This is a genomic window from Lysobacter sp. P5_B9 (assembly GCF_054049835.1).
The window spans coordinates 321,973-343,795 of the sequence record NZ_JBFULP010000001.1 but is presented as its reverse complement, the minus strand read 5'-3'; the positions used below and the strand labels follow the sequence as shown (position 1 = coordinate 343,795).

General features: G+C 65.7%; 20 protein-coding genes. 6 read left to right on the top strand and 14 right to left on the bottom strand.

The genetic code is table 11. The annotated features are described in order from the left end of the window. Window position 1: 1 nt before the first annotated feature. Window positions 2–1,594: a tetratricopeptide repeat protein gene (locus tag ACXJJ9_RS01570; RefSeq protein WP_457095534.1), complete on the bottom strand. Its 1,593-nt coding sequence runs from the start codon at window positions 1,592–1,594 to the stop codon at window positions 2–4. Between the two features lie 70 nt (window positions 1,595–1,664). Further along, window positions 1,665–3,815, bottom strand: coding sequence for a RelA/SpoT family protein (locus ACXJJ9_RS01565; protein WP_457095533.1), 2,151 nt, complete (start codon window positions 3,813–3,815; stop codon window positions 1,665–1,667). Window positions 3,816–3,884: 69 nt separating this feature from the next. On the opposite strand from ACXJJ9_RS01565, the gene ACXJJ9_RS01560 reads away from it, so the two are divergent. Genes ACXJJ9_RS01560 through ACXJJ9_RS01550 form a run of 3 tightly spaced genes read left to right on the top strand, consistent with a single transcriptional unit; the run spans window position 3,885 to window position 5,523 of the window. Continuing rightward, complete coding sequence (locus tag ACXJJ9_RS01560) at window positions 3,885–4,385, top strand: hypothetical protein (protein ID WP_457095532.1); 501 nt, start codon at window positions 3,885–3,887, stop codon at window positions 4,383–4,385. Continuing rightward, window positions 4,385–4,876 (top strand): hypothetical protein, encoded by a 492-nt coding sequence (locus ACXJJ9_RS01555; protein ID WP_457095531.1) that lies wholly within the window; start codon window positions 4,385–4,387, stop codon window positions 4,874–4,876. Before ACXJJ9_RS01560 ends, ACXJJ9_RS01555 begins: the two co-directional genes overlap by 1 nt. Before the next feature lie 53 nt (window positions 4,877–4,929). Continuing rightward, window positions 4,930–5,523 (top strand): hypothetical protein, encoded by a 594-nt coding sequence (locus tag ACXJJ9_RS01550; RefSeq protein ID WP_457095530.1) that lies wholly within the window; start codon window positions 4,930–4,932, stop codon window positions 5,521–5,523. Between the two features lie 18 nt (window positions 5,524–5,541). On the opposite strand, the gene hrpA is transcribed toward ACXJJ9_RS01550, so the two are convergent. Then, window positions 5,542–9,531 (bottom strand): ATP-dependent RNA helicase HrpA, encoded by a 3,990-nt coding sequence (gene hrpA, locus ACXJJ9_RS01545; protein ID WP_457095529.1) that lies wholly within the window; start codon window positions 9,529–9,531, stop codon window positions 5,542–5,544. A 106-nt stretch (window positions 9,532–9,637) separates the two neighbouring features. On the opposite strand from hrpA, the gene ACXJJ9_RS01540 reads away from it, so the two are divergent. Continuing rightward, on the top strand, window positions 9,638–10,201 hold the full coding sequence (locus ACXJJ9_RS01540) for a Dps family protein (protein WP_310051138.1): 564 nt from the start codon (window positions 9,638–9,640) through the stop codon (window positions 10,199–10,201). Between the two features lie 144 nt (window positions 10,202–10,345). Then, a complete protein-coding gene (gene recQ / locus ACXJJ9_RS01535) occupies window positions 10,346–12,151 on the top strand; it encodes a DNA helicase RecQ (RefSeq protein ID WP_457095528.1) in 1,806 nt (601 codons plus the stop codon). 71 nt (window positions 12,152–12,222) lie between these two features. On the opposite strand, the gene ACXJJ9_RS01530 is transcribed toward recQ, so the two are convergent. From ACXJJ9_RS01530 to ACXJJ9_RS01520, 3 genes are read right to left on the bottom strand one after another with little or no spacing between them, the layout of a single operon-like run. After that, window positions 12,223–12,744, bottom strand: coding sequence for a DUF4136 domain-containing protein (locus ACXJJ9_RS01530; protein ID WP_457095527.1), 522 nt, complete (start codon window positions 12,742–12,744; stop codon window positions 12,223–12,225). A gap of 49 nt (window positions 12,745–12,793) precedes the next feature. Further along, entirely contained in the window at window positions 12,794–13,312 is a 519-nt protein-coding gene (locus ACXJJ9_RS01525; RefSeq protein ID WP_457095526.1) for a hypothetical protein, read from the bottom strand. A gap of 1 nt (window position 13,313) precedes the next feature. Beyond that, window positions 13,314–14,132, bottom strand: coding sequence for a DUF2092 domain-containing protein (locus ACXJJ9_RS01520; RefSeq protein ID WP_457095525.1), 819 nt, complete (start codon window positions 14,130–14,132; stop codon window positions 13,314–13,316). Window positions 14,133–14,339: 207 nt separating this feature from the next. Between ACXJJ9_RS01520 and ACXJJ9_RS01515 the strand changes: the two genes are divergently transcribed. Further along, complete coding sequence (locus ACXJJ9_RS01515; protein WP_457095524.1) at window positions 14,340–14,480, top strand: hypothetical protein; 141 nt, start codon at window positions 14,340–14,342, stop codon at window positions 14,478–14,480. Between the two features lie 77 nt (window positions 14,481–14,557). Here ACXJJ9_RS01515 and ACXJJ9_RS01510 read toward each other — a convergent pair whose 3' ends face one another. The 8 genes from ACXJJ9_RS01510 to ACXJJ9_RS01475 all read right to left on the bottom strand — a co-directional run bounded on the left by ACXJJ9_RS01510 (window position 14,558) and on the right by ACXJJ9_RS01475 (window position 21,768). After that, entirely contained in the window at window positions 14,558–15,337 is a 780-nt protein-coding gene (locus tag ACXJJ9_RS01510) for a hypothetical protein (protein ID WP_457095523.1), read from the bottom strand. Then, window positions 15,334–17,370: a CehA/McbA family metallohydrolase gene (locus ACXJJ9_RS01505; RefSeq protein ID WP_457095522.1), complete on the bottom strand. Its 2,037-nt coding sequence runs from the start codon at window positions 17,368–17,370 to the stop codon at window positions 15,334–15,336. Before ACXJJ9_RS01505 ends, ACXJJ9_RS01510 begins: the two co-directional genes overlap by 4 nt. A 208-nt stretch (window positions 17,371–17,578) precedes the next feature. Continuing rightward, window positions 17,579–17,854 (bottom strand): hypothetical protein, encoded by a 276-nt coding sequence (locus ACXJJ9_RS01500; RefSeq protein WP_457095521.1) that lies wholly within the window; start codon window positions 17,852–17,854, stop codon window positions 17,579–17,581. A gap of 213 nt (window positions 17,855–18,067) precedes the next feature. After that, complete coding sequence (locus ACXJJ9_RS01495; protein ID WP_457095520.1) at window positions 18,068–18,208, bottom strand: hypothetical protein; 141 nt, start codon at window positions 18,206–18,208, stop codon at window positions 18,068–18,070. Window positions 18,209–18,370: 162 nt separating this feature from the next. Beyond that, window positions 18,371–19,351 carry a YeeE/YedE thiosulfate transporter family protein gene (locus ACXJJ9_RS01490; protein ID WP_457095519.1) on the bottom strand — a complete coding sequence of 327 codons (981 nt, stop codon included), beginning with the start codon at window positions 19,349–19,351 and terminating at the stop codon, window positions 18,371–18,373. A gap of 51 nt (window positions 19,352–19,402) precedes the next feature. After that, window positions 19,403–19,855 (bottom strand): Ohr family peroxiredoxin, encoded by a 453-nt coding sequence (locus ACXJJ9_RS01485; protein WP_457095518.1) that lies wholly within the window; start codon window positions 19,853–19,855, stop codon window positions 19,403–19,405. Beyond that, window positions 19,842–20,471: a DUF4760 domain-containing protein gene (locus tag ACXJJ9_RS01480; protein ID WP_457095517.1), complete on the bottom strand. Its 630-nt coding sequence runs from the start codon at window positions 20,469–20,471 to the stop codon at window positions 19,842–19,844. The genes ACXJJ9_RS01485 and ACXJJ9_RS01480 overlap by 14 nt, the downstream gene beginning before the upstream one ends. 82 nt (window positions 20,472–20,553) lie before the next feature. Next, a complete protein-coding gene (locus ACXJJ9_RS01475; protein WP_457095516.1) occupies window positions 20,554–21,768 on the bottom strand; it encodes an epoxide hydrolase family protein in 1,215 nt (404 codons plus the stop codon). Window positions 21,769–21,823 lie beyond the last annotated feature (55 nt).

Here is a 21,823-nt window from a genome sequence, read left to right as displayed (position 1 = left end):
GTCAATACGAATCCTCCCGATCGGCGGCGGCCGCGGCCATGCGCAGGCGATCCGCAAACGCGGCGAGCCCCGCCGCATCGGGATCCAGCGAGCGCGCGGACTGGAGTGCGGCCTGCGCGCCGGCTATCTCACCGGCGCTGAGGCGCTGGTCGCCGAGTGCGATCCAGCGTTGTGCGAGTTCACGGCGACCGGCGCGCACGGCGCCGGTTTCGCCTTCCAGGGCGCGGCGCGCGTCGAGACACGCGCCCGCACGTACCAGGCGATTGCCGCGCAGCGCTTCGTTGAAGCATTGCATTGCGACGGGTGCCAGGCGCGCTGACGCCGCCTTGACCCCTGGGTCCTGCGGCGCGATCGCGCTCGCGGCGCGCAGCTTGTCGAAAGCACTGTCTCCCGGCGGCGTGATGAGATCGCCGCGTGCCTGCGCGTGCGCGGCGTCCGCAAGCAGTTGCGCGACGCGCCTGCGTTGCGATGCCGTCGGCGCCGGGACAGCGACTTGTCGTTGCGATTGACGCGCGCGGACGAGGTGCTGCTGCGCTTCGGCAATGGCCGGCACCTGCGCGGCTGATGTGCCCGCTATCGTGCGTGCCTGCGCCAGTTCGGCCTCGGCCTCGGAAAAACGGTAGTCGGCGGCGAAACGATCGCTGCGCTGGGCATGCGCCGATGCGACCGCATGCACGCCGTGCAGCGCATCGGCGTCGTCCGGATTTACCTGCAACGCAGCCTCGTAGGCCTCCAGGGCCTGATCGAGCTCCTTGCCCGCAAGGTAACGATCTGCCTGCCTGCGCTTGTCTTCCGCGGCACGCGTCAGCGCGGCCAACAGATCGGGCAGTTCGACATGTCCGGCATCAGCGGCCTGTACGCGCCGCACCACCGCAGCGGCACCGGCCGCATCACCCGCGGCCAGTTGCGCAGTTGCCTGCTGCAGCAGGTCCGAGAGCACGTCCTCGCGCCCTTCCAGCGCCCCGATGCGATCGGGCTCCAGCTCGAGCACGCGCTGGTACAGCGGCAAGGCGCCATCGCTGCCTTCGAGCTTGCCCGCCGCATGTGCGCTCGCGGCCATGCGCAGCAGTGCGTCGATGCCGACCGAGCCGGCTTCGGCGCGCCGCAATTGCTCCCGCAACGCATCGGCCTGCGCACGCGGCACGGACAACTCGTCGGCGAGCTGCAAGGCCTCGTGCGCGCGCGCGAACTGGCGGCGCGCAACCGCCGCGCGCGCCTGCGCCAGCGCGGCCTGGCCCACGCGGTCCAGTCCGGCGCGCGCATTGGCGCGGTCGGGATCCAGCGCCAGTGCGGCCGCATAGAGCTCGCGCGCGCCGCTGCCATCGGCGGCGGTGAGCCGGCCCTGGGCGAGGGCGCGCTCGGCCTGCATGCTCAGCCGTTCGGCGCGGGTCTGCGGCCACAACCAGTCGGCCAGCGGTTGCCGCAGGCCGAACAGGAGCACGGCGAAACACAGGGCGATGGCGATGATCCATTGCCAGTCCCACGAGCGGAGTCGCCGCGCGATGACATTTGCACCCGATTCGTCGAAACGCCCCAACGACAGCGGGCGTCGTTGCGAACGTTCGGAATCGGGACCGGGATCGTGCATCGTCATTGCGGCGAGGATAACGCCATGCGAAACGGAGGCCGTGAGCGCAGTCAGACTTCGACCCGGTTAACAGGCGTCAGGTCCGGTTGGCATGTTCCACGCCCGGAAGCGCCGAAAGCTTGCCGAGCAGGGCCGACAGTTGGCCATAGTCGTTCACGCGCAAGCGCACGCGCAGGCGCACGTGCGCGCCATTGCGCTCCAGCTGGCTGCTGATGCTGGTGACATGGGCGTTGGCCTGCGCGATCACGTTGCTGACTTCCTTCAGCAGCCACTTGCGGTCGAGCGCCAGTACTTCCACGTCCACTTCGTAGCCGCCGCCCTTGCTGCCCCATTCCACCGGCAATTCCCGCTGCGGCTGCGCCGCGACGAGGCGCAGGTACGAAGGACAATCCGGACGGTGCACGCTGACACCGCGGCCGCGGGTGAGGTAGCCCACGATGGGTTCACCGGCCACTGGCTGGCAGCAGCGTGCGAGCTGCACCAGCAGGTTACCGACGCCCTCAACGGTGAACTCCGTACTTCCCCGCGCCACCTTGCGCGGCGCGCGCGTCACCTGGATGCCGGTAGCTGCGGGCTCGTCCGGCACCGTCGCCGCACGCTCGAGTTCCAGCAGCACGCGACCCACCTGGTGCGGGCCGACATCGCCCAACGCCACCAGCACGTGCAGGTCGCCGTCGCTGTCGACGTTGAAGCGTTGGTGCACCGGCGCGAGGTCGGCGCCCAGCAGGCCGAGCCGGCGCAGTTCCTTGTCCAGCATCTCCTTGCCTTCCTGCTCGTTGCGCGCGCGATCGAGCTTGTGGAACCAGGCACGCACCTTCTCGCGCGAACGCCCGCTCGCGAGGAACCCGTTGGATGCGACCAGCCAGTCGCGCCGCGGCTCCTCGGTCTTGCCGGTGAGGATCTCCACGCGGTCCCCCGTGCGCAGCTTGTGATCGAGCGGCACGATGCGCCCGTCTACCTTGGCGCCCCGGCAACGGTGACCCACCTGCGTGTGCACTAGATAGGCGAAATCGAGCGGCGTGGCGCCCACCGGCAAGTCCATCACCTCGCCCTTGGGCGTAAGCACATAGATGCGATCCTCGACCAGTTCGTTGTCGAACTCGCCGCTGAGCGCGCCCTCGCCTTCCTCGAGCAGCTTGCGCATCCACGCGATCTTGCGATCGAACGCCGCGTCGGCGCTTTGGCTGCCGGCCTCCTTGTACTTCCAGTGCGCGGCGACGCCGAGCTCGGCCTGCCTGTGCATGTCGAAGGTACGGATCTGCACTTCCAGGGTCTTGCCTTCCGGCCCGATCACCGCCGTATGCAACGAGCGGTAGTCGTTGCGCTTGGGTCGCGCGATGTAGTCGTCGAACTCGCTCGGGATCGGCGCCCAGGTCGAATGCACCACGCCGAGTGCGGCGTAGCAGGCGGCGACATCGTCGACCAGCACGCGCACGGCACGCAGGTCGTAGAGCTCGCTGATCGGCACGTCCTTGCGTCGCATCTTCTTCCAGATGCTGTAGATGTGCTTGGGACGCCCGGCGACATCCGCCTTGACGCCCTGCGCGGCCATTGCCTGCTGCAGCGTCTGTTTCACCGCCTCGATGTAGCGCTCGCGGTCGCCGCGCTTCTCGTCCAGCAGGCGCGCGATCTGCTTGTAGGTATCGGCTTCGAGATAGCGGAAGGCGAGGTCTTCCAGTTCCCACTTCAGCTGCCAGATGCCCAGGCGATTGGCCAGCGGCGCATGGATGTCGCGGGTGAGTTCGGCCAGCGCGCGCTGCTCGGTTTCCGGTAGCGTGCCCGCGTTGCGCATCCGCGCCAGTTGTCGCGCCAGCAGGATCGACACCACGCGCAGGTCGCGGACGATGGCCAGCAGCAGGCGGCGCAATCCTTCGTTGCTGGCATGCGATCCGCGCTCGGCATGCAGCGACCACACCTGCGACGCCGCGTTCTGGCCCTCCACGAGTGCGGCGACGGCGGGGAACTTCTTCTCGATTTCCGCGGTGCCCGCCGGGGGCGGGCAATCGTGCAGGAGTGCGGCGGCGACGGTTTCGCCATCGGCGCCGAGCCGGGCCAGCGACGCCAGCGTCGCTTCGACGATCGGCTGCGCATTGCGCATCACCACGTCCGCGTCGCCGTATGCCGCCTGCAACGCGCGCCGCAGCGGCGGCGCAATGGCCGTTGCCGCCTGCGCGGTGGCGGGCGACGCAAGCAGGGCATCCAGGTCGATGGCGGAAGCGGAAATCACGGTGGGGGCGTCGCGATGAAATCGTGGCGGCCGGACTACACTAGCCCCCAACCGTCCGGAGGAACAGTCATGCCCTCGATCCGCCTGCGTCCGCTTTGGCATTCGCTCATGTTCGTGGCCCTGGCCGCGGTCGTTCCCGCTGCCTGCGCCCAGCCGCCGATCGAACAGCAGATGAATCCGGCGCAGTTCAAGGCCGCGGGCCTGGACAAATTGTCGCCACAGGAGTTGGCCAACCTCAACGCCTGGCTCAACAACACCCTCGAAGTCGAGACCACCAAGGCCGCGACCCTGGCGAAGGAAAAGGTCGAAACCGAGAATCGTGGCTTCGTGAGCTTCGGCAAGGCCGATCCCATCGTCGCCAGGATCGTCGGCGAGTTCCGCGGGTTCTCCGATGGGCGCAGTTGGACCCTGGACAACGGCCAGGTCTGGGAACAGGTCGATTCGGCCTCCCTCGCCGGCGTGCACAAGACCGATCCGCAGGTGCGGATCACGCCAGCCGTAGTGGGCAACAAGTGGTACATGCAGATCGAGGGTTACAACACGCGCGCCGGCGTGCGCCGGGTCAAGTGATGGCCGGCGACAACCTCCAATGGATGCGGCGGCTCGGGTTCGCCATGGCCTTGCTGGCCTTGGCCGCCCCCATTGCCGCCTTCGCCGAGCGCCCCTACGTCGCCATCGAGCAACGCCTTTCCGCTGAACAGATGCGGGCGACGGGGCTGGACCAGCTCACTGCGCAACAGCTGTCCCTGCTCAACCAATTGCTGCGCGAGGAGCAGGCAACGGTCGCCGCCGACAGCGCGGCGACGGAGCGCTCCCGCAGGCTCCACGAAGCCGACGCTCCGGTAACCAGCACGCTGAAGGGCGAGTTCCACGGCTGGGAACCCGGGACCGTGTTCGAATTGGCGAATGGCCAACGCTGGCGCGTGGTCGACGGCGAGTACGTCACCAGCACGCGCCTGGCGAATCCGAAAGTCACGGTGCGGCCCGGCGCCCTCAGCAGCTGGTTCATCCAGATCGAGGGCGTCAGCATCGGCACCAAGGTCAGGCGGGTCGAACCCTGATGCGAGCGCGCTCCGCCTGACATATTCCTGAAACCTGCCTCGGACAGCATGTCGTGTTCCAGCCGCGCTGCTCCGCGTCCGGCTGGCGCAAGCGGAGGAACACCATGTTGCGACAGATGCTTTTGGGCGCCGCCCTGGCCCTTGCGGCTGCAATGCCGGCACAGGCGCAGGATTCCTCGGTCCGTCTCGAACAACGCCTGAGCCCCGAAGAAATGCACGAGGCCGGGCTGGACACGCTCACGCCTGCGCAACTGGCGGCATTGAACCGGCTGCTGGCCGAGAAAGCGGCAACGCCTGCAGCGGCACCGCCTGCATCTGCCCAGGCGCGCACCGCAGCCGCCACAGACCAGAGTGCCGATCAAAGCGCCGATCAAAGCGCCGATCAAAGCACCGATCAAAGCCGCACCTATGTCGGCCTGGACGACCGGCCCATCCACAGCCGCGTGAAAGGCAGCGTCGCCGGCTGGGAACCGGGCACCGTGTTCGCGCTGGAGAACGGCCAGCAGTGGAAGGTGCTCAAGGGCAACATGAAGCTGCGCGCACCCATGCAGGCGCCGGAGATCGTCTTGGTTCCCGGCATCGCGGGGCGCTGGTTCCTGCAGGTCGATGAAGACCTGCCCAAGGCGCGCGTCTACCGTATCGACTGAGGCGGGACACTGCGGCGCTTAACGCCGCAGCGATGCCAGCCGCTGGACCAGCTTCTTCGGCGACACACCGCCGCGCGCGCCCAGTTCCTGCGCGAACAGCGAGACGCGCAGCTCTTCCAGGTCCCAGCGCAATGCCTGCCATTCGGGCACGTCCGCTTCGCCCTGCTCCGTCGCCAGCGCCAACGCATCGGCGAACGGCTTGAGCTCGAGCATGCGCGTCTGGTCGCGGGTGGGATCGCGCAGCGCGCGCTCACCGCGGAGCGACAGGGCCTTCAGGTAACGCGGATACTCGCGCAGCGCGTCGGCAGGCACTTCGCGCAGGAAGCCGGGCGGCGTCAGCGCTGCCAGGTGCGCGCGCATGTCGTCGAGGTTGCCGCTGGCCCAGCCCATCAGCGGCGATTCCAGCTTCGCGCGCACTTCGGCCACGGCGGCGAGGATCACTTCAGCCTGGCGCAGGCGTTCCATGGCCTCCGGGAAGAGCTGCTTCGCGACAAACTCGCGGCGTTCGGCGAAAGCGGCTGCGTCGCGGATATCGGCCAGGCCATCGCGGGTCAACGCGTCGAACGCACCATCGACGAGGTCACCGCGCAGGCGATCGCCTTCCTTCAAGCCTTCGGTCCGCGGCGACGCGGATTCGATCGCGGCATACAGCAGGCCGATCTTCGGCGACACCGGCAATTGCTTGCGCGCCTGCTTGAGCTTGTCGGCGAGCGCGATCGCGAGCAGGCGGCGCACGCCGCGCGGATGCGCGCGCTGGGCGACGTCCCGCTCGGCATGCACGCGCAGCGACACGCTGTCGCCGTCGTCGTGCAGCGCCGGATACGCAGGCACACCGCCCGCGCCGGGAACCGAAGCCGGAATGGCCGCCTCCGGAAACGCCGTCAATCCCGCCTGCGCCAGCCCATCGGCCGCCTTCGCCGCGAACGCCGCGGCGGCGCGCTCACCGAAGCGGCGGCGCAGGTCGTCGAGGTCGCGCGACTCCGCCAGCACGTTCTTGCCGTCACGATCGAGCAGGCGCAGGTTGATGCGCAGGTGCGGTTCCAGCGTGGCCTCGTCGAAATCGGTCGCGGCCACCTCCACCCCGGTGAGCTTGCGCAGGAAGCGCGCCAGTTCGCCCGTGAGCGAATCGGCGCCGGGCTGTGCGTTCGCCTCGTGGAACGCGCGCGCGAAATCCGGCGCCGGCACGAAGTTGCGCCGCAGCGTCTTCGGCAACGACTTGATCAGTCCGGCCGCCTTGTCGGCGACGAAGCCGGGCGCGAGCCACGACAGGCGCGCCGGATCGAGCGCATTGAGCAGGTGCAGCGGCACCGCGACGGTCATGCCGTCATCGGGTGCGCCGGGTTCGAAGCGGTATTTCACCGCCAGCCTTGCATTGCCGAGCGTGAGATAAGGCGGGAAGCGCGCGGCCTCGGTTTCGCCACCGATCATCAGGTCGTCGAACGACCATTCGAGCTTCCCCTTCTCCGCCGGCGGCAGTTTGTTGTACCAGGCATCCAGCGCCTGCGCGTTGTGCACGTGCGGCGGCAGGCGGTCGAGGTACCACTGCGCCATCCATTCCTCGTCGACGACGAGGCCGGCGCGGCGCTGCTTGGCCTCTTCCTCGTGTGCCTTCGCCAGGGTGGCGAGGTTGCGCGGCAGGAACGCACAGCGCGTGTTGATCTCGCCGGTCACCAGCGCATCGCGGGCGAAGATGACGCGGCTTTCCTCCGGGAACAGCGCGCCGTAGTGCACCGGGCGCTTGGGGGCGAGGACCAGCCCGAACAGGCTGATCTGCTCGCTGCCGACGACACGGCCCTGCGATCGCGCCCAGTGCGGATCATGGTGGCGCCGCGACAGCAGGTGCGGGAGCTCGCTGATGGCCCAGTCCGGCTCGATCGTGGCGTTGGTCAGCGACCACACCCGCTCGGTATCGAGCAGCGTCGCCGAGAGCAGCCACGGTGGCGGCTTCTTCGCCAGCGGCGAGCCGGGGAACAACTGGAACTTGCGCCCGCGCGGGCCGTCGTAGAAACCCTTGTCGCCGCGCTGGCCGATCTGCGTCGGCAGCCCGGCGATCAAAGCGCGATGCAGCGTGGCGAAGGCGGCATGGTCGAAATCGCCCGTGGCGCCACGCACCGGCCATGCCAGCTCATCGCACAGCAGCTTCAGCTGCCGATGCAGTTCGCGCCATTCGCGCATGCGCAGGAAGCCGAGGAAGTGCTTGTCGCACCACGCGCGCAGCTTCGACTGCGTGAGTTCCTCGTGCGCGGCCTGGTAGGCGTCCCACAGCTTGAGGATGCCGACGAACTCGGAGCGCGGATCGGCGAACTGCGCGTGGGCATTGTCGGCCGCGGCGCGCTGGTCGGCCGGTCGCTCGCGCGGATCCTGGATGCCGAGGAAGGCGGCGATGGTGAGCATCTCGCGCAGGCAGCCGTGCGTGTTGGCGGCCACGAGCATGCGCGCGAGCTTGACGTCCACCGGCAGGCGCGCCATCTGCTTGCCGATGGTCGTGAGCTGGCGTCCTCCGCCTGCGGCGTCGATGTCGACGGCGCCGAGCTCGGCCAGTTGCTGCCAGCCATCGGCGACCGCACGCGGGTCGGGCGGCTCGAGGAAGGGGAAATCCTCGATGCGTCCCAGCCCCAGCGACAGCATGCGCAGGATCACGCCTGCCAGGGCGGCACGGCGGATTTCCGGATCGGTGTAGCGCGGGCGCGATTCGAAGTCGGCTTCCGAGTACAGGCGATAGCAGGTGCCCTCGGCGATGCGGCCACAGCGGCCCTTGCGCTGGTCGGCACTGGCCTGCGAGATGTCTTCGATATGCAGGCGGTCGAGCTTGCCGCGCGGGCTGTAGCGCTTGATGCGCGCCATGCCCGGATCGACGACGTAGCGGATGCGCGGCACCGTCAGCGAGGTTTCGGCGACGTTGGTGGCGAGCACGATGCGGCGCTTGGTGCCGGGATTGAAGACGCGGTCCTGGTCGCGCACCGACAGCCGCGCATACAGCGGCAGAACTTCGGTTTCGCGGTACTTGCGGCGCTCCAGCGACTGGTGCGCGTCGCGGATCTCGCGTTCGCCGGCGAGGAAGATCAGCACGTCGCCGCGCGGATCCTCGCGGGTGATCTCGTCGCAGGCGCCGACGATGCCGTCGTTGACCGTACGCTCGCCGTCATCTTCGTTTTCGCCTTCCAAAGGTCGATAGCGGACCGTCACGGGGTAGCTGCGGCCTTCGACATTCACCACCGGCGCGTTGTCGAAGTGGGCGGCGAAGCGCTCGGTGTCGATGGTGGCGGAGGTCACGATCACCTTGAGATCGCGACGCCGCGCAAGCAGCTGCTTGAGGTAGCCGAGCAGGAAATCGATGTTGAGGCTGCGTTCGTGCGCCTCGTCGATGAGGATGGTGTCGTACTGCGACAGCCAGCGATCGGACTGGATTTCGGCGAGCAGGATGCCGTCGGTCATGAACTTGACCGCGGTCTGTTCGCCCACGTTCTCGGTGAAGCGGACCTGGTAGCCGACTGCGCCGCCCAGCGGCGTCTTCAGTTCTTCGGCTACGCGCCGCGCCACCGCGCGCGCGGCGATGCGTCGTGGCTGGGTGCAGCCGATCATGCCCGCGGCGCCGCGGCCGGCGGCGAGGCACAGTTTCGGAATCTGCGTGGTCTTGCCCGAACCGGTCTCGCCCGCGATCACCACGACCTGGTGTTGGCGGATCAGCTCGACGATGCGTTCCGCCTCGCCGGCGATCGGCAGCGACGGATCGACGGGCGCCTGCGGCAGCGCGGCGACGCGGGATTCGCGCTGGGCCACGGACACCGCCAGCGCCTGCGCGAAGGCAGCCTGGGCCTTGTCGTCGGCCGGCTTGCCGCTCCAGCGCGACCATAGGCCGTGCAGCCGGCCGCGGTCGCGGCTCAGGGCGCCATCGATGGCGCGGCGGGCCTGGCGCAGTTCGGCCTCGCGCACGGGATCGGCCGGCCGGGCCTCGCCCCTGCCGCCCCGTCGTGACGCGGGCTTAGCGTTTGCATCGATAGGGTTCATCTATCCAACTGAAAGAAATAATCCACTTCAAACCGTCCACGTGCCGGCCTATTGTCGCCGCAAGCACCCCACGCAAGTACCCCACCAGTAACCCAGGGAGATCAGCATGGCCAAGAAGAAGTCCTCGAAGTCGGATTCGCCCCAGTCCGGATCTTCGAAACCCAAGTCCGTCGAGACTCCGACCGGCAATGCGCCCGCCATCGATATCGGGATCAGCGGCAGCGATCGCAAGAAGGTCGCGGAAGGCCTGGCGCGCTTCCTGTCCGACAGCTTCACCCTGTACCTGAAGACCCACAATTTCCACTGGAACGTGACCGGGCCGATGTTCAACGCCCTGCACCTGATGTTCGAGACCCAGTACAACGAACAGTGGGTGGCCCTGGACGAAACCGCCGAGCGCATCCGCGCCCTGGGCTACAACGCGCCGGGCTCGTACGCCGAATTCATCCGCCTGTCCTCGATCCCCGAGGAGCCGGGCCTGAGCGACACCGCCGCGTGGCGTGAAATGGTCCGTCAGCTCGTGACCGGCAACGAGGCGGTGGCGCGAACCGCGCGCAAGGTACTCAAGACCGCGGACGATGCGGGCGACGACCCGACGGTGGACCTGATGACCCAGCGCCTGCAGGTGCACGAGAAGAACGCGTGGATGCTGCGATCGCTGCTGGAATGACCCAGACCAGCATCCGCCTGCGCTCCCGGACCCCCGCATTGCGGGGGTCTTGCTTTTCCGCCCCTGCGCGAATTCGGACAAATCCGGGGCGCCTGCGCGGCAATGCCTCAGGGGCGTGAGAACCGCGGCCTTTAGAATGGGCCCATGTCCGATTCCGCCCTCGACCTCCTCCGCCGTATCTTCGGCCACCGCGAATTCCGCGGCGAACAAGCCCAGATCGTCGAGCAGGTCGCCAACGGCGGCGATGCCCTGGTGCTGATGCCCACCGGCGGCGGCAAGTCGCTGTGCTACCAGTTGCCGGCACTGCTGCGCGAAGGCTGCGGCATCGTGGTGTCGCCGCTGATCGCGCTGATGCAGGACCAGGTCGAGGCGCTGCGCCAGCTCGGCGTGCAGGCGGCGTACCTGAACTCCTCGCTCGACGCGGCCGAAGCCGGGAATGTCGAACGCCAACTGCTCAACGGCGAACTCGACCTGCTCTACGTCGCCCCCGAGCGCCTGCTGACGCCGCGGTTCCTGTCGCTGCTCGATCGCGCGCGCATCGCCCTGTTCGCCATCGACGAGGCCCACTGCGTGTCGCAGTGGGGGCACGACTTCCGCAAGGAATACCGCGAGCTCACCGTGCTGCACGAACGCTGGCCGCAGGTGCCGCGCATCGCGCTCACGGCCACCGCGGATGAACCCACGCGCCAGGAAATCGCCGAGCGCCTCGCGCTGGAAGACGCGCGCCGCTACGTCAGCTCCTTCGACCGGCCCAACATCCGCTATCGCGTCGTGCAGAAGGACAGCACGGTGAGGCAGCTGGGCGACTTCCTGCATGACCACCGCGGCCAGAGCGGCATCGTGTACGCGTTCTCGCGCAAGCGCGTGGACAGCGTCGCCGGCCAGCTGCGTGAACTCGGTTTCGATGCCCTGCCCTACCACGCCGGCATGGACGCGGCGTCGCGCGCGGCCAACCAGCGTCGCTTCCTGCAGGAGGACGGCGTGGTGATGGTGGCGACGATCGCCTTCGGCATGGGCATCGACAAGCCGGACGTGCGCTTCGTCGCCCACGTCGACCTGCCCAAGTCGGTGGAAGGCTATTACCAGGAAACCGGCCGCGCCGGACGCGACGGCGAACCGGCCGAAGCCTGGCTCTGCTACGGCCTGGGCGACACCATCAACCTGCGCCAGCTGATCCTGCAGTCGGAAGCGGGCGAGGAACGCAAACGGCTGGAGCTGCGCAAGCTCGACGCGCTGCTGGGCTATTGCGAGTCCACCGCCTGCCGGCGCCAGTCGCTGCTGGGCTGGTTCGGCGAAGCGCACGCAGGCGCCTGCGGCAACTGCGACAACTGCCTGGAACCGCCGCAGAGCTGGGACGGCACGATCGCGGCACGCAAGGCGCTGTCATGCGTCTACCGCAGCGGCCAGCGCTTCGGCGCGGCGCATGTCATCGACATCCTGCGCGGCGTCGGCACCGAGCGCGTGCAGCAGTTCAGGCACGACCAGCTCAGCACCTGGGCCATCGGCAGCGATCTCGACGAGCGCCAGTGGCGCAGCGTGTTCCGCCAGCTGGTCGCCCATGGCCTGCTCGAAGCGGATGTCCATGGCGCGTTGTTGCTTACCGAAGGTGCCGGCCCCGTGCTGCGTGGCGAGCGCAGCCTGCATTTCCGTGTCGAGCAACCCAAGCAGCCGCGGCGCAGGCGCGATCGTGCGACTGCTGCTTCGGACCAGGAATTCGACCTGCCGCCCGACGCGCTGGTGCGCTTCAACGCCCTGCGCAGCTGGCGAGCCAATACCGCACGCGAACAGAGCGTGCCGGCCTACGTGATCTTCCACGACAGCACCTTGCGGGCGATCGCGATGAATGCGCCCGAAGACCTGGACGAACTCGCCCGCATCCCGGGCATCGGCGCCGGCAAGCTCGACCGCTATGGCGAGGACGTGCTGCAACAGCTGTTCGACGCCGCGTAGTAGCGGCGGACGCGTCGGTCAACGCAGGCAATCATCAACACCGCCCCCGCGGCTACAAAGCCTCAGGGAGATCAGCTTCCTGGCGGGAAGTTCGCAAACATCTTGTCGAGCCCCGCCGTCACCGCGGCATCCACTTTTTCCGGTGAGTTCGGCACCGTTCCACTCGCGCTACCGCGCCATACCGCCTGCTTGGTGCGAGTGTCGAACATGTCCACCACCAGCGTTCCAACGGTGTAGTTGCGCACGGTCGTGGTCGCCGAACCCATGCCGCCCCAGCCGCGATAGCCCCAGCCGCCCATCCCGGTGCCGCTATAGAAGGTATCGATGGACTGCTGCTGCGCCCGCGATATGTTCGCGACCAGGGCCACGTCGCCGTCAGGCGCCTGCGTCCAGCCCTTCGCCTGCAGCCGGGCATCGATGCCCTCCACGATCCGCTGCGTCACGAGCGGCGAGGTGCCTTCGGGCTTTTTCGCCCAGTAGTAGGTCTTGTACGAGCCGAATTGCGCCGACGGATCGTGGTCCGTGGTCACCGTCGGTGTAGAAGCGCAGCCGGCCAGCAGCAGGAGTACGAATGCCATGGCAATGGATTTCATTGGAGTGCTCCGCGAATCGGGTGACTGACATGCTGGGAGAGAGGCTTCCTCAGGGCGCATTGACCACTACGTACTGCACGTTCGTGCCCGAGTACTGCGGCTGGTACCAGGTACTTCCGCACTGCTGGTAGGCAACCCCGTTGACCACGGTGCTCACGCAACTGGGCGGCACCGAATACACGATCGACCCGATCACCGCACTGGTGACTGCGACGGCCGTGGTCACCGCCGCCGCCGCCGCTACGGGATGGTCCCAATCGTTCCATCCGTTATGGCTATCGACGTCCACGTGGACGTCGCGGTTGACATTCACGTTGGTGTTGCGATTGACGTTGCGGTTGACGTTCTCGTTGCGATTGACGTTCTGCGCACTGCGATTCGCTCCGCCGCCTGCGTGCGCCTGATGATTGACGCTGCCGTGTGCGGCGGCGCGGGCACCGCCGCCACCGCCACCACGGCCTCCGCCACCGCGCTGCGCCTCCACATTGGAGATGCCTGCCACGGCGACCGTCGTGAACAGCAGCAGGGCCAGGTGCCAACGGCGATATTCGTTCCTGGAAGCGCTCATTTCACTTCTCCTCCACGACGGCCACGCCGGTTTTAACCAGCTTGAGCTGGTGCGCATCGGCCGGCGGCGAGAACTGGAACACGGTGGCATCCACGGGCGTCCGGGTATCCCAGTGCAGCTGTGCCCTGTATTGCGGCAGCGCCGGGTCATCGCCACTGATGATCACCAGCTTCTTCGGCAGCGAGGTTTCCTTCGAAATCCAGACCTGCCAGTCGGCATCTTCCTGGCGGAAGGCGTACTGATCCACGCGCTCGGAGTCGAGCGTGGCCGGCCCGACATAGGCGGCCTCCTGGATCTGGTCCTTGGGCGCGTGCTCGGTGCCCCAGAAGAACATGTCGGCCAGCGGGAATTCGATGCCGTACTTCTCGGCGGCATTGATGACCAGCTCACCGAGCGTGTGCGCCTGTGTGTCCGCTTTTGCGTAGTACTTCAGTCGCGGCGAATAGATCGCGAGCTGCTTGCCATCGAAGTACACCTGGCGCTGCTTCCGGTCGCTGCTTATCTCGACGAAGAGCTTGTCGGGTTGCTGCACCTTGTAGCGCACCTGCTCGTCGAGCTCGATCTTCTGGCCGTCGTCGAGCACCACCTCGGTGGTGGCATCGGAGGTGAGCGAGAACGATTTGAGCGAACGAAGCGCCTGTCCCATCTTGTCGAGGGCGGCCAGCGCCTGTGGATCGCGCAACTCGGCCGCAGCGGCCCCGGTCGCCTCGGCTTTCTTGGCCGCCTCGGCCGCCTTGGCTACGGCTGGCATCGCCGTCGCGCACACCAGCGCAAGCGAGCACGCCAGCGGCAGATACATGGGTCGTAGCTTGGTGGACATCGTCGTCTCCTGAGGGCAGTCGGCTTTCACGGTGGCCCATTCGCTTCGCGCGCGATGCGCTGGTGTTCGCGGATCGATGTCGGCAAACGAACGGCGCGCAGTCGTTGATCACGCCGGCCAGCGGGCTGATCCGGCGGCGCGGTAGCGCCGTTGGATGCATGCGCGGTACCGGTTGAGGGATTCGGCACCGCCTGTCGTTAAAGACCGATGAAACCTGAGATCGATGCCGTCGCACGACAGGCAGAAAAAGTGGACAGCCAGCTTTGTTTCTCCCTCTACGAGACCAGCATTGCCATCAACCTGGCCTACAAGCCCCTGCTGGACGCCCTGGGCCTGACCTACCCTTAATACCTCGTCCTCAGCGTCCTCTGGGAAGGCGCTTTCCAGACCGGCAAGCGGGATAGCAAGGGGGACGCCGTTCCGGCTCACACTTTCGGCATCGTCGCGAATTGAGCCGTCTTGGCCATGCGCCGTGCACGGCGTCCGGTGCGACCTTGCTTGATGGCACGACGCTTCCTGGCCAATGCATCGCCTTCGTGCTCATAGGTCAGGTTGTCGGCCTTCTTCGGATCGAAATAGCCGATGTAGCCACCATGCGCCACGCCGAACGAGGGCAGGTGGTGTGCTGTCTTTCCTCGAATCACGGCGCCCATGAAGTTGTTGCGCGAGCCCGATTCCGAGGAAGGCGTGAAGTACAAGGGCAGCACGAAATCCGAGACGCCGATGCCGTCGATCGGGTAGGACTGCGCCTGCACGGCGTCGCACATCTCGAACCAATGGAACACGTCGCGATCACGCCCTTCGGGATGCGGGCCCTGAACGACCAGATTGATCTGCGGATCGGCGATCATTTCCAGCGCTTCATGCGAGAGGCTGACGCTCCATTCCTCCTGCAGGCCTTCGCTCAAATCCAGATACACCACGCCTGCCGGGACGCCACGGAAGTCCGCGTCGTGTGCGCCGGCCAGCTCCTCGTTGAACTTGTCCAGCACGTACAGCACGCCGTCGCCGCGCATATCCAGCGGATCGAACTTGAAACGCTGTTTCCCCTTGTGGGCCGTGTGTCCCTCCAGGCGGAGCGTCGCACCGAAGCCCCAATAGGGCTCGAAATCGCGCGCGATCTGGACATTGATCGCCCGGATCACCTTCTGCATATGGATGTCGCTGATGGCCCCGTGACTCAGATTGAATACCGAAACGATCATGACCTGCCCTCCATTGGCTCGACACTCGGGGCCAACGTCAGACGCGGGACAGGGAGGCCAAAACCCGTTACCCAACCGGGGAAGACCGAAGGCCAACCGGGCAGATCATCAGTGTGTCGGCAATGCGCGACCGAGGCGCAGGGGCGAGCCGAGTAGGGAGAGGTTGTGTCGTTGCCCTTGAGCATGCCATCGACATAGAACTCGACCCTGCCAACACCTACATTGTCGGACGCGGTGGCCGCCAGTGTGATGGTGCCGCTGCTGCCGGATTCGGAGGCGCTCACCGTCGGCGGCGTGGTGTCGGCCGGGCCGCTGCCCTGGCTGACCCACACCGGTGCGGACCACAAGCGCAGTCCGTTGGCCTGGGTGACTAGCGCGTAATAGAAGTGCTCGCCATTGGCCGGAGTGAAGCTGTAGGTGTCGCTACCTTCGGTCAGCTGCGTCACCGTGCCGTTGCGACCGGGCACGCCTTCGAAGAACTGCACGCGCTGCACGGTCTGGCCATTGGTGCTGGCGTAGCTGGCGGTGAGTGTCAGCGCACCGTTGTTGGTGAAGCTTTCGCCCATCACGTGCCCGTTGCCGGTAAGCACAAGCTGGCCGGCCTTGTCCTCGGTGGCGAAGGCGCGGCGGGCACGCAGGGCATCCAGAAAGTTCGCCATGTCCAGCGCCGCCGCCGAGGGCAGCAGCACGCCGGTGCGGTTGGTGAACGACAGGCCCCAGTTGGCGCAGTGGTTGTCCTGGTCGCTCGATGGCGCGACGTGGTAACCCGCTTCCAGCAGCTTGTTCCAGGCTCCGACATAACTGCTGCGCCCGGTTTCGGTTTGCGTGGTGTTGGCCGAGAAAGCCGAGCTGTTGAGCACCTCGGCCATCACCATCACGTCGGCGCCGTTCGCGTCGTACTCCAGCGCGGTGCCGTTTACGAGGAACTGGCCAGTGGTCGCAGGATGGTTGAACTGACCGATCCAACCGCGGCTCTTCATCGTCGCGTAAAGCGCCGGGTAGTCGCTCTTGGCGGTGTAGACCTCGCCAATCAACTGGTTGGAGCCGTTGTACTCCCACCCGGCCAGGGCATCGGGGTTGAACAGGTTGAGATGGCCGCCGTTGCTGATCACACCCCATTCCAGGCCGTAGAGCGCCATGAAGGCCGGGTGTGCAGTGCGGTGGTCGCTCGCCTGTTGCAGGCCACTGTCGAACATCGCGATGGCGGCAGACGGGCTGGCCGACGCATTGGTGCCCGTCGAGCCGTCGAACATGTGGTTGTGCTCAGAGGTGAGCAGGAAGTCGCCACCGGCCTGGTTCTGCATCATCGCGTAGGCGTCGCTCGGGCCCATTGTGCCGCCTTGCGGCACTTCCGAACCGCTGCATTGCGCCACCGGCGTGCCACCGTCGCTGTGATTGGTCTGGCTATGGAGGTTGCCGTAGTAGATCGTGTACGGAAGGCCACCATCGGCAGGCACGGACTGGGCGGTGATGTTCTGGGACGAGAGCTTTGCATCGCGCGAACCCACCTTCAGCGCCTTCATCGGCCGGGTCGACGCCGCGCGCACAGTACCGACCATTACGTCGTAGTTCTGTTCGATGATCTCGTCCGCGAACGCGATCATCGACATCTCAACGCGGTCATCCACCGTGAGTGCAGTGTCTTGGGCCTGGTTCGTCGCCGGGACCGCGCGCAGGCGCAACGTGTAATAGCCATCGGTTAGTGGCTCCCCGCGGGCGCCACGGCCATCCCAGCTGAGATGCACGAGCCCTCGATGTTTGTTGAACGGCGCGATGCCGGCGTAGTGATGCACGACCAGGCCATCGGCCGACAGGACATCGAGCGTCCATGCAGCGGCTACGGAGGCACTGGAGTACGGGTAGTCGAACATCAGGCGAACAGGAACCTGCCCGCCCTGCGCCTTGAAAGGCGCCGCCAGCATGGCGTTGAACTCCGCATGATCCGGATGGACGAACTCGCCGGCCGAAACGGTACCGCACAGCAGCATCAGCGCCGCGGCGAGCGTTCGCCGGCGCACAGAAAACGTCTTCATTGGTTGCTCCCCGGGAAGCGCATCCGTGCGCAAGAAGTCCTGCGGCCCGCCTGCACCCTGCCAAGAACACGCGTCAGAATTATGACAATGCCAAGCTCGCCGCTGTCTCGCGAAGGTAGATCGCTCTTCCGACGCGTTCTGCGCGGACCAGAGAGCTGGCCTCTCGCCTACGCGATTCCCTGCTATGACCGCTCACGCGTGCGACGAACTAATCGCCTTCGCCGAAGCGTGGAAGTGGCCGAGATGAGGTCCGCCTACGTTCCAGCAGATGGATGGCATAGAGCGGGAAGGCGTGCTTGCGCAGCACGGCATTGATGCGGTTACACACGTACTGGTCGTCGTCCTCGCCGGTCACGGACAGGATCGAGTTAGCGTGGCCGTTGCAGTAAGCGACAAGTTCGTCCAGCAGGCGCGACAGGCACTGCTCGAAGCTGTCTATCAGCGCATCGAGTTGATCGCGTCGTTCAAAGGAGAATTTGTCCACGCTTGAGATTCCTATGTGCAACTCTTGTCATGGCGACGGCGCGCACTCTTTCAGGGCTGAGGGTTCGGTGCCCGACTGATGCATCGAGGGAGAAGAATTTCACTGCATCAGCCGGCCACCGCTTGATACGCATTGGCCCTCCTCAAGATGAACTGGGGAACGACATAACCGAGGCATGCCGCCAGGAGCGCGACGGCATGCCCCGGAACCACCCTAGGCAATGAGCAGCAGGATCGGTGCCGAACCACTGGTCACCAGTGCCCAGAACACACCGGCGACCAATGCGATCCCCAACACCGCCCGTTGGACGTGTTCCAGTTTGTCGGTAGAGCGTGCTGGTTTGCCGGCGGTCATTGGTTGCGTCTCCTGCTGCGACACCAATGAAACGCTTCCGCCCCGGCGTGAACTGCGATTCGCATCACGCACCACTGGAAATCAGACTTTTCCCCATGTCGCCTATTCAGCGATGCGGCGACCTGAGCGATATGGTCTTGTCGGCGAGCTCAGCCCGCATCGCTAACCATCGCTTCGCTCGTGTTGCCTTTCGCCATCCGGGTGGGCCCGAGTTCCACGCGGACGTGCAAGGACGGTTGCAATGTAGATCGTCATGCACATGCTTGCGAAAGCGATCCAGGCGTATGGCCGTAGCAACGGCATCCCGATCAGAATCAGTCCGTCACTGTTGCCTGGGACCAATGTCGCCCCAATGCCCATCAGCCCGCCTCCAAGCAGGCAGCGTCCAGCAGTGACGCCTTTTCGTGGCTTGATGCCGGACTCCCCGGCCGTCCAGCCGCCAATCAACGCGCCCGTGAACAACGCAACGAAAAGAAGCAGGCTCGGCATCATTTCAAAGGTCCCGCCGCGCGCCAGCCGGCCCAGCGTGTCGGTATAGGACCAACCACCTACCGTCACGAACACGACCAGAAAAGACAGCCCCATGATGGTTGTTGCGACATGAGGCGACCAGATGTAACGCAGCGGCGGGACGCCTGTACGCCGGATACTCCGGCCGTGCGTAAGCAGCCGCACGATGAACACGACTATGCATGCGGTCATCAGCCAGGCCGACGCCATCAGGATGATCGACGGGTCATCCAATCGCTGAGGGGCGGCCAGCCACACCATCGCCAGACTGCCAAGGAAAAAGCCGGCGAGCGTAGCCAGGTAAGCCCATTGCCTGGCACCAATCCCCGCAATGGTGCCGACGGCGCAGGTGCCGTTGATGAATGCACCGATTCCGAGCAGCACGCCGCCGACGACCGTGGTTGTACTGGCTCTGTAGCCCTGGGGCGCCTGTGGAAGCAGTCCTGCTGCGTTGAGGATTATCAGGCCGCCCCCGACCCAGAGCGAGGCTTCCAGGAGTGCCGCCAATCGCCGATACCGGCGCTCGATGACGATCTCCCTGATTGCACCCACGGTGCATATGGGGCCGCGCTGATTGGCGAATCCCAGCAGGCCGATCGCGGCCAGGCCAATCACGAAGGATGTGACGTTCATCAGGAGTGCCTCGGTCCTGCGCCTGCCGGTGGGATCTCTTCGATGCTTCGCTCAGACAGTGACTTTTGCCTCCACGTCGATGTTGCCCTTGGTGCCCTTCGAGTAGGGGCAGATCTCGTGGGCCCTGTGCGCGAGGGCCTCTGCCACTTCGCGGGTCTCACCCGGCACGATGACGTTGAATCGTGCCCGGAGGAAGTAGTCGCTGCCCGTCTGGACCATATCCACCTCGATCTCAATGGCCAGATCGGACGGGAGCTTCAACTTCATTTCCTGGGCAGCCACTCCGATCGCGCCGTAGTAGCACGCCGACCATGCGCCTGCGAACAATTGCTCCGCTGTCGGATGCGGCAGGGCGGCAGCGAATACCTGCTCCTGGCTCGTGCCGGATCCGGACGCCGATGTCTTGATGTCCAGACGGCCATGGGCGGCGCGCGCCTCGCCTGTGCGGGGGCTGGCAGCAGTATGGGTTTTGCCGGTAAACAAGATGGCTTCAGTCTTGGACATGGGGCAGTCCCTCCTTCGCTTTGGGTTGGATGACCGAACCGGCTGATGATTTCTTTCGGCCCGGAATCTGCATTGGTTCAGACAGCATACGACTCTCGGAGTACTTGCACCTGCCGCGATATGTGATGTGTGCGCCAAGTGCCTTGCTCGGATCCGGTTCCGCTTCGATCTTGTCGTAAAGCCACTGCCACCATTCACCAATATTGGGATTGCGGTTGTCGAGACGCTCCGCCTCAACCCATCCGCCAAGCTTGCGCCATGAGCCTCTGACCCAACCGCCCACCATGCGATCCAGCATGTGAAGGTCGACAACATTCTCGTAGACCAGGCAGCCCCACATTTCGCAAGCACTGTCCACCGCCAGAGCCGCCGCAAGCAATTTCGGATCGTTACGAATCATTTCGGGAGAAACGTTGTCCGGCAGCATCAGGATAGTCGCCATGGCTTGCCGCACTTCTTGCGTCTGGACCGTCCGAACGACGTCGACGGCCGCATGGTCACGGCGCGTGCGCGCGCCGTGCTGAAGTTGCACCATGGCGAACACAACTCCGACCACCACAGCGACGGTGGTCACTATGTTCAAAGCGGAGGCCAGATCGAATCCGTTGACAGTCATGCGCCGAGACCTTCAGGGTTTTGACCCCGCCAACACCGAGGCGAGGGCCACTCGCGACTCCATGCGTCAGAGCAATCCTGGTTCACTGCATCCGCAACGTTCTGAACCCCGCGCGGACTTCCTGTGAGTACAGCTCCGGCTGCTCCCAAGCCGGAAAGTGGCCGCCCTTCGGGAGCCTGTTGTAATGCACAAGCCTGGGATAGGCTTTCTCAGACCAACTCTTCGGCGCTTCATAAAGCTCATCGGGAAACACGCTGACGGCCACGGGGACGGTGACGCCCTTGACGGAGAAGTACGGGGTCTTGTTTTCCCAATAGAGGCGGGCGCTGGAAATGGCCGTGTTGGTCAACCAGGACAACGTGATGTTGTCGAGGAAATCGTTGGGCGTCTCCCCTTCCGGTTGCCCGTCGATCGAACGCGCGAGCATCTCGTAACGCTTGGGGTAAAGGTCGAGCATGAAGGCCGCCATGCCCACGGGGGAATCCGCAAAGCCGGTAAGCGTCTGTGGCCGGTCGCCCATCAACAGCGCATATCCGATGTGCTTGTAGGCGAAGGCAATCTGGTCGCACGCGCGCTGTTCCTCATCGGTTAGGCCAGCAGGGAGCGGGTCGCCACGCGATAGCGCCTTGTCGATCTCTGGCGGAACCACGCCGGCCATGTTGGTGTGGACGCCGACCAGGCCCGGTGGGGTCTTCAACGCCATCTGTTCGACAATGATCGCCCCCCAGTCGCCACCAGACACGCCGTACTTCGTGTACCCGAGGCGCTCCATCAATTCAATGTATGCGTTGGCGATGCGTACGGGGTTCCAGCCCGTCGTCTTTGGCTTCTCGGAAAAGGCATAGCCAGGCATGGACGGAATCACCAGATGGAATGCGTCGGATGCGCTACCTCCGTACGCTGTGGGATCAATGAGCGGGCCGATGATCTTCATTCGCTCGATGATCGATCCGGGCCAACCATGCGCCATGAGGAGCGGCAAGGCATTCTCGTGCTTTGAACGAACATGGAGAAAGTGAAAGTCCAGGCCGTCGATGTTGGTTATGAAGTTTGGAGCTGCGTTCAACCTGGCCTCGGTCTTCCTCCAGTCGTACTGCGTCGCCCAATGGCGCGCGAGCTTCTGGATCGTCGCCAGTTGTACGCCTTGTGTGGAATCGTTGACGGTCTCCCGATCTGGCCAGCGCGTGGCCTCAATGCGTCTGCGCAGATCTGCCAGATCGGCATCTGACGCCCTGAACTCAAATGGGCGAATCGCGGGAGCGCCAGCGGCGCTCGTCTTCTCTATGACTTGATTCACGAGATCTGTTCTCCTTGCTGAGATTGGGGAGGGCGTCTTTACGCCATCTGCTTGG

Excerpts from the sequence above, each read along its gene's own strand:
- ACXJJ9_RS01510 (WP_457095523.1), bottom strand. The coding sequence starts at position 15,337 with ATGATCGTTTCGGTATTCAATCTGAGTCACGGGGCCATCAGCGACATC.
- ACXJJ9_RS01495 (WP_457095520.1), bottom strand. The coding sequence starts at position 18,208 with ATGACCGCCGGCAAACCAGCACGCTCTACCGACAAACTGGAACACGTC.
- hrpA (WP_457095529.1), bottom strand. The coding sequence starts at position 9,531 with ATGAACCCTATCGATGCAAACGCTAAGCCCGCGTCACGACGGGGCGGC.
- ACXJJ9_RS01530 (WP_457095527.1), bottom strand. The coding sequence starts at position 12,744 with ATGAAATCCATTGCCATGGCATTCGTACTCCTGCTGCTGGCCGGCTGC.
- ACXJJ9_RS01490 (WP_457095519.1), bottom strand. The coding sequence starts at position 19,351 with ATGAACGTCACATCCTTCGTGATTGGCCTGGCCGCGATCGGCCTGCTG.
- ACXJJ9_RS01515 (WP_457095524.1), top strand. The coding sequence starts at position 14,340 with ATGAAACCTGAGATCGATGCCGTCGCACGACAGGCAGAAAAAGTGGAC.
- ACXJJ9_RS01560 (WP_457095532.1), top strand. The coding sequence starts at position 3,885 with ATGCCCTCGATCCGCCTGCGTCCGCTTTGGCATTCGCTCATGTTCGTG.
- ACXJJ9_RS01570 (WP_457095534.1), bottom strand. The coding sequence starts at position 1,594 with ATGACGATGCACGATCCCGGTCCCGATTCCGAACGTTCGCAACGACGC.
- ACXJJ9_RS01480 (WP_457095517.1), bottom strand. The coding sequence starts at position 20,471 with ATGACTGTCAACGGATTCGATCTGGCCTCCGCTTTGAACATAGTGACC.
- ACXJJ9_RS01540 (WP_310051138.1), top strand. The coding sequence starts at position 9,638 with ATGGCCAAGAAGAAGTCCTCGAAGTCGGATTCGCCCCAGTCCGGATCT.
- recQ (WP_457095528.1), top strand. The coding sequence starts at position 10,346 with ATGTCCGATTCCGCCCTCGACCTCCTCCGCCGTATCTTCGGCCACCGC.
- ACXJJ9_RS01520 (WP_457095525.1), bottom strand. The coding sequence starts at position 14,132 with ATGTCCACCAAGCTACGACCCATGTATCTGCCGCTGGCGTGCTCGCTT.
- ACXJJ9_RS01555 (WP_457095531.1), top strand. The coding sequence starts at position 4,385 with ATGGCCGGCGACAACCTCCAATGGATGCGGCGGCTCGGGTTCGCCATG.
- ACXJJ9_RS01525 (WP_457095526.1), bottom strand. The coding sequence starts at position 13,312 with ATGAGCGCTTCCAGGAACGAATATCGCCGTTGGCACCTGGCCCTGCTG.
- ACXJJ9_RS01505 (WP_457095522.1), bottom strand. The coding sequence starts at position 17,370 with ATGAAGACGTTTTCTGTGCGCCGGCGAACGCTCGCCGCGGCGCTGATG.
- ACXJJ9_RS01485 (WP_457095518.1), bottom strand. The coding sequence starts at position 19,855 with ATGTCCAAGACTGAAGCCATCTTGTTTACCGGCAAAACCCATACTGCT.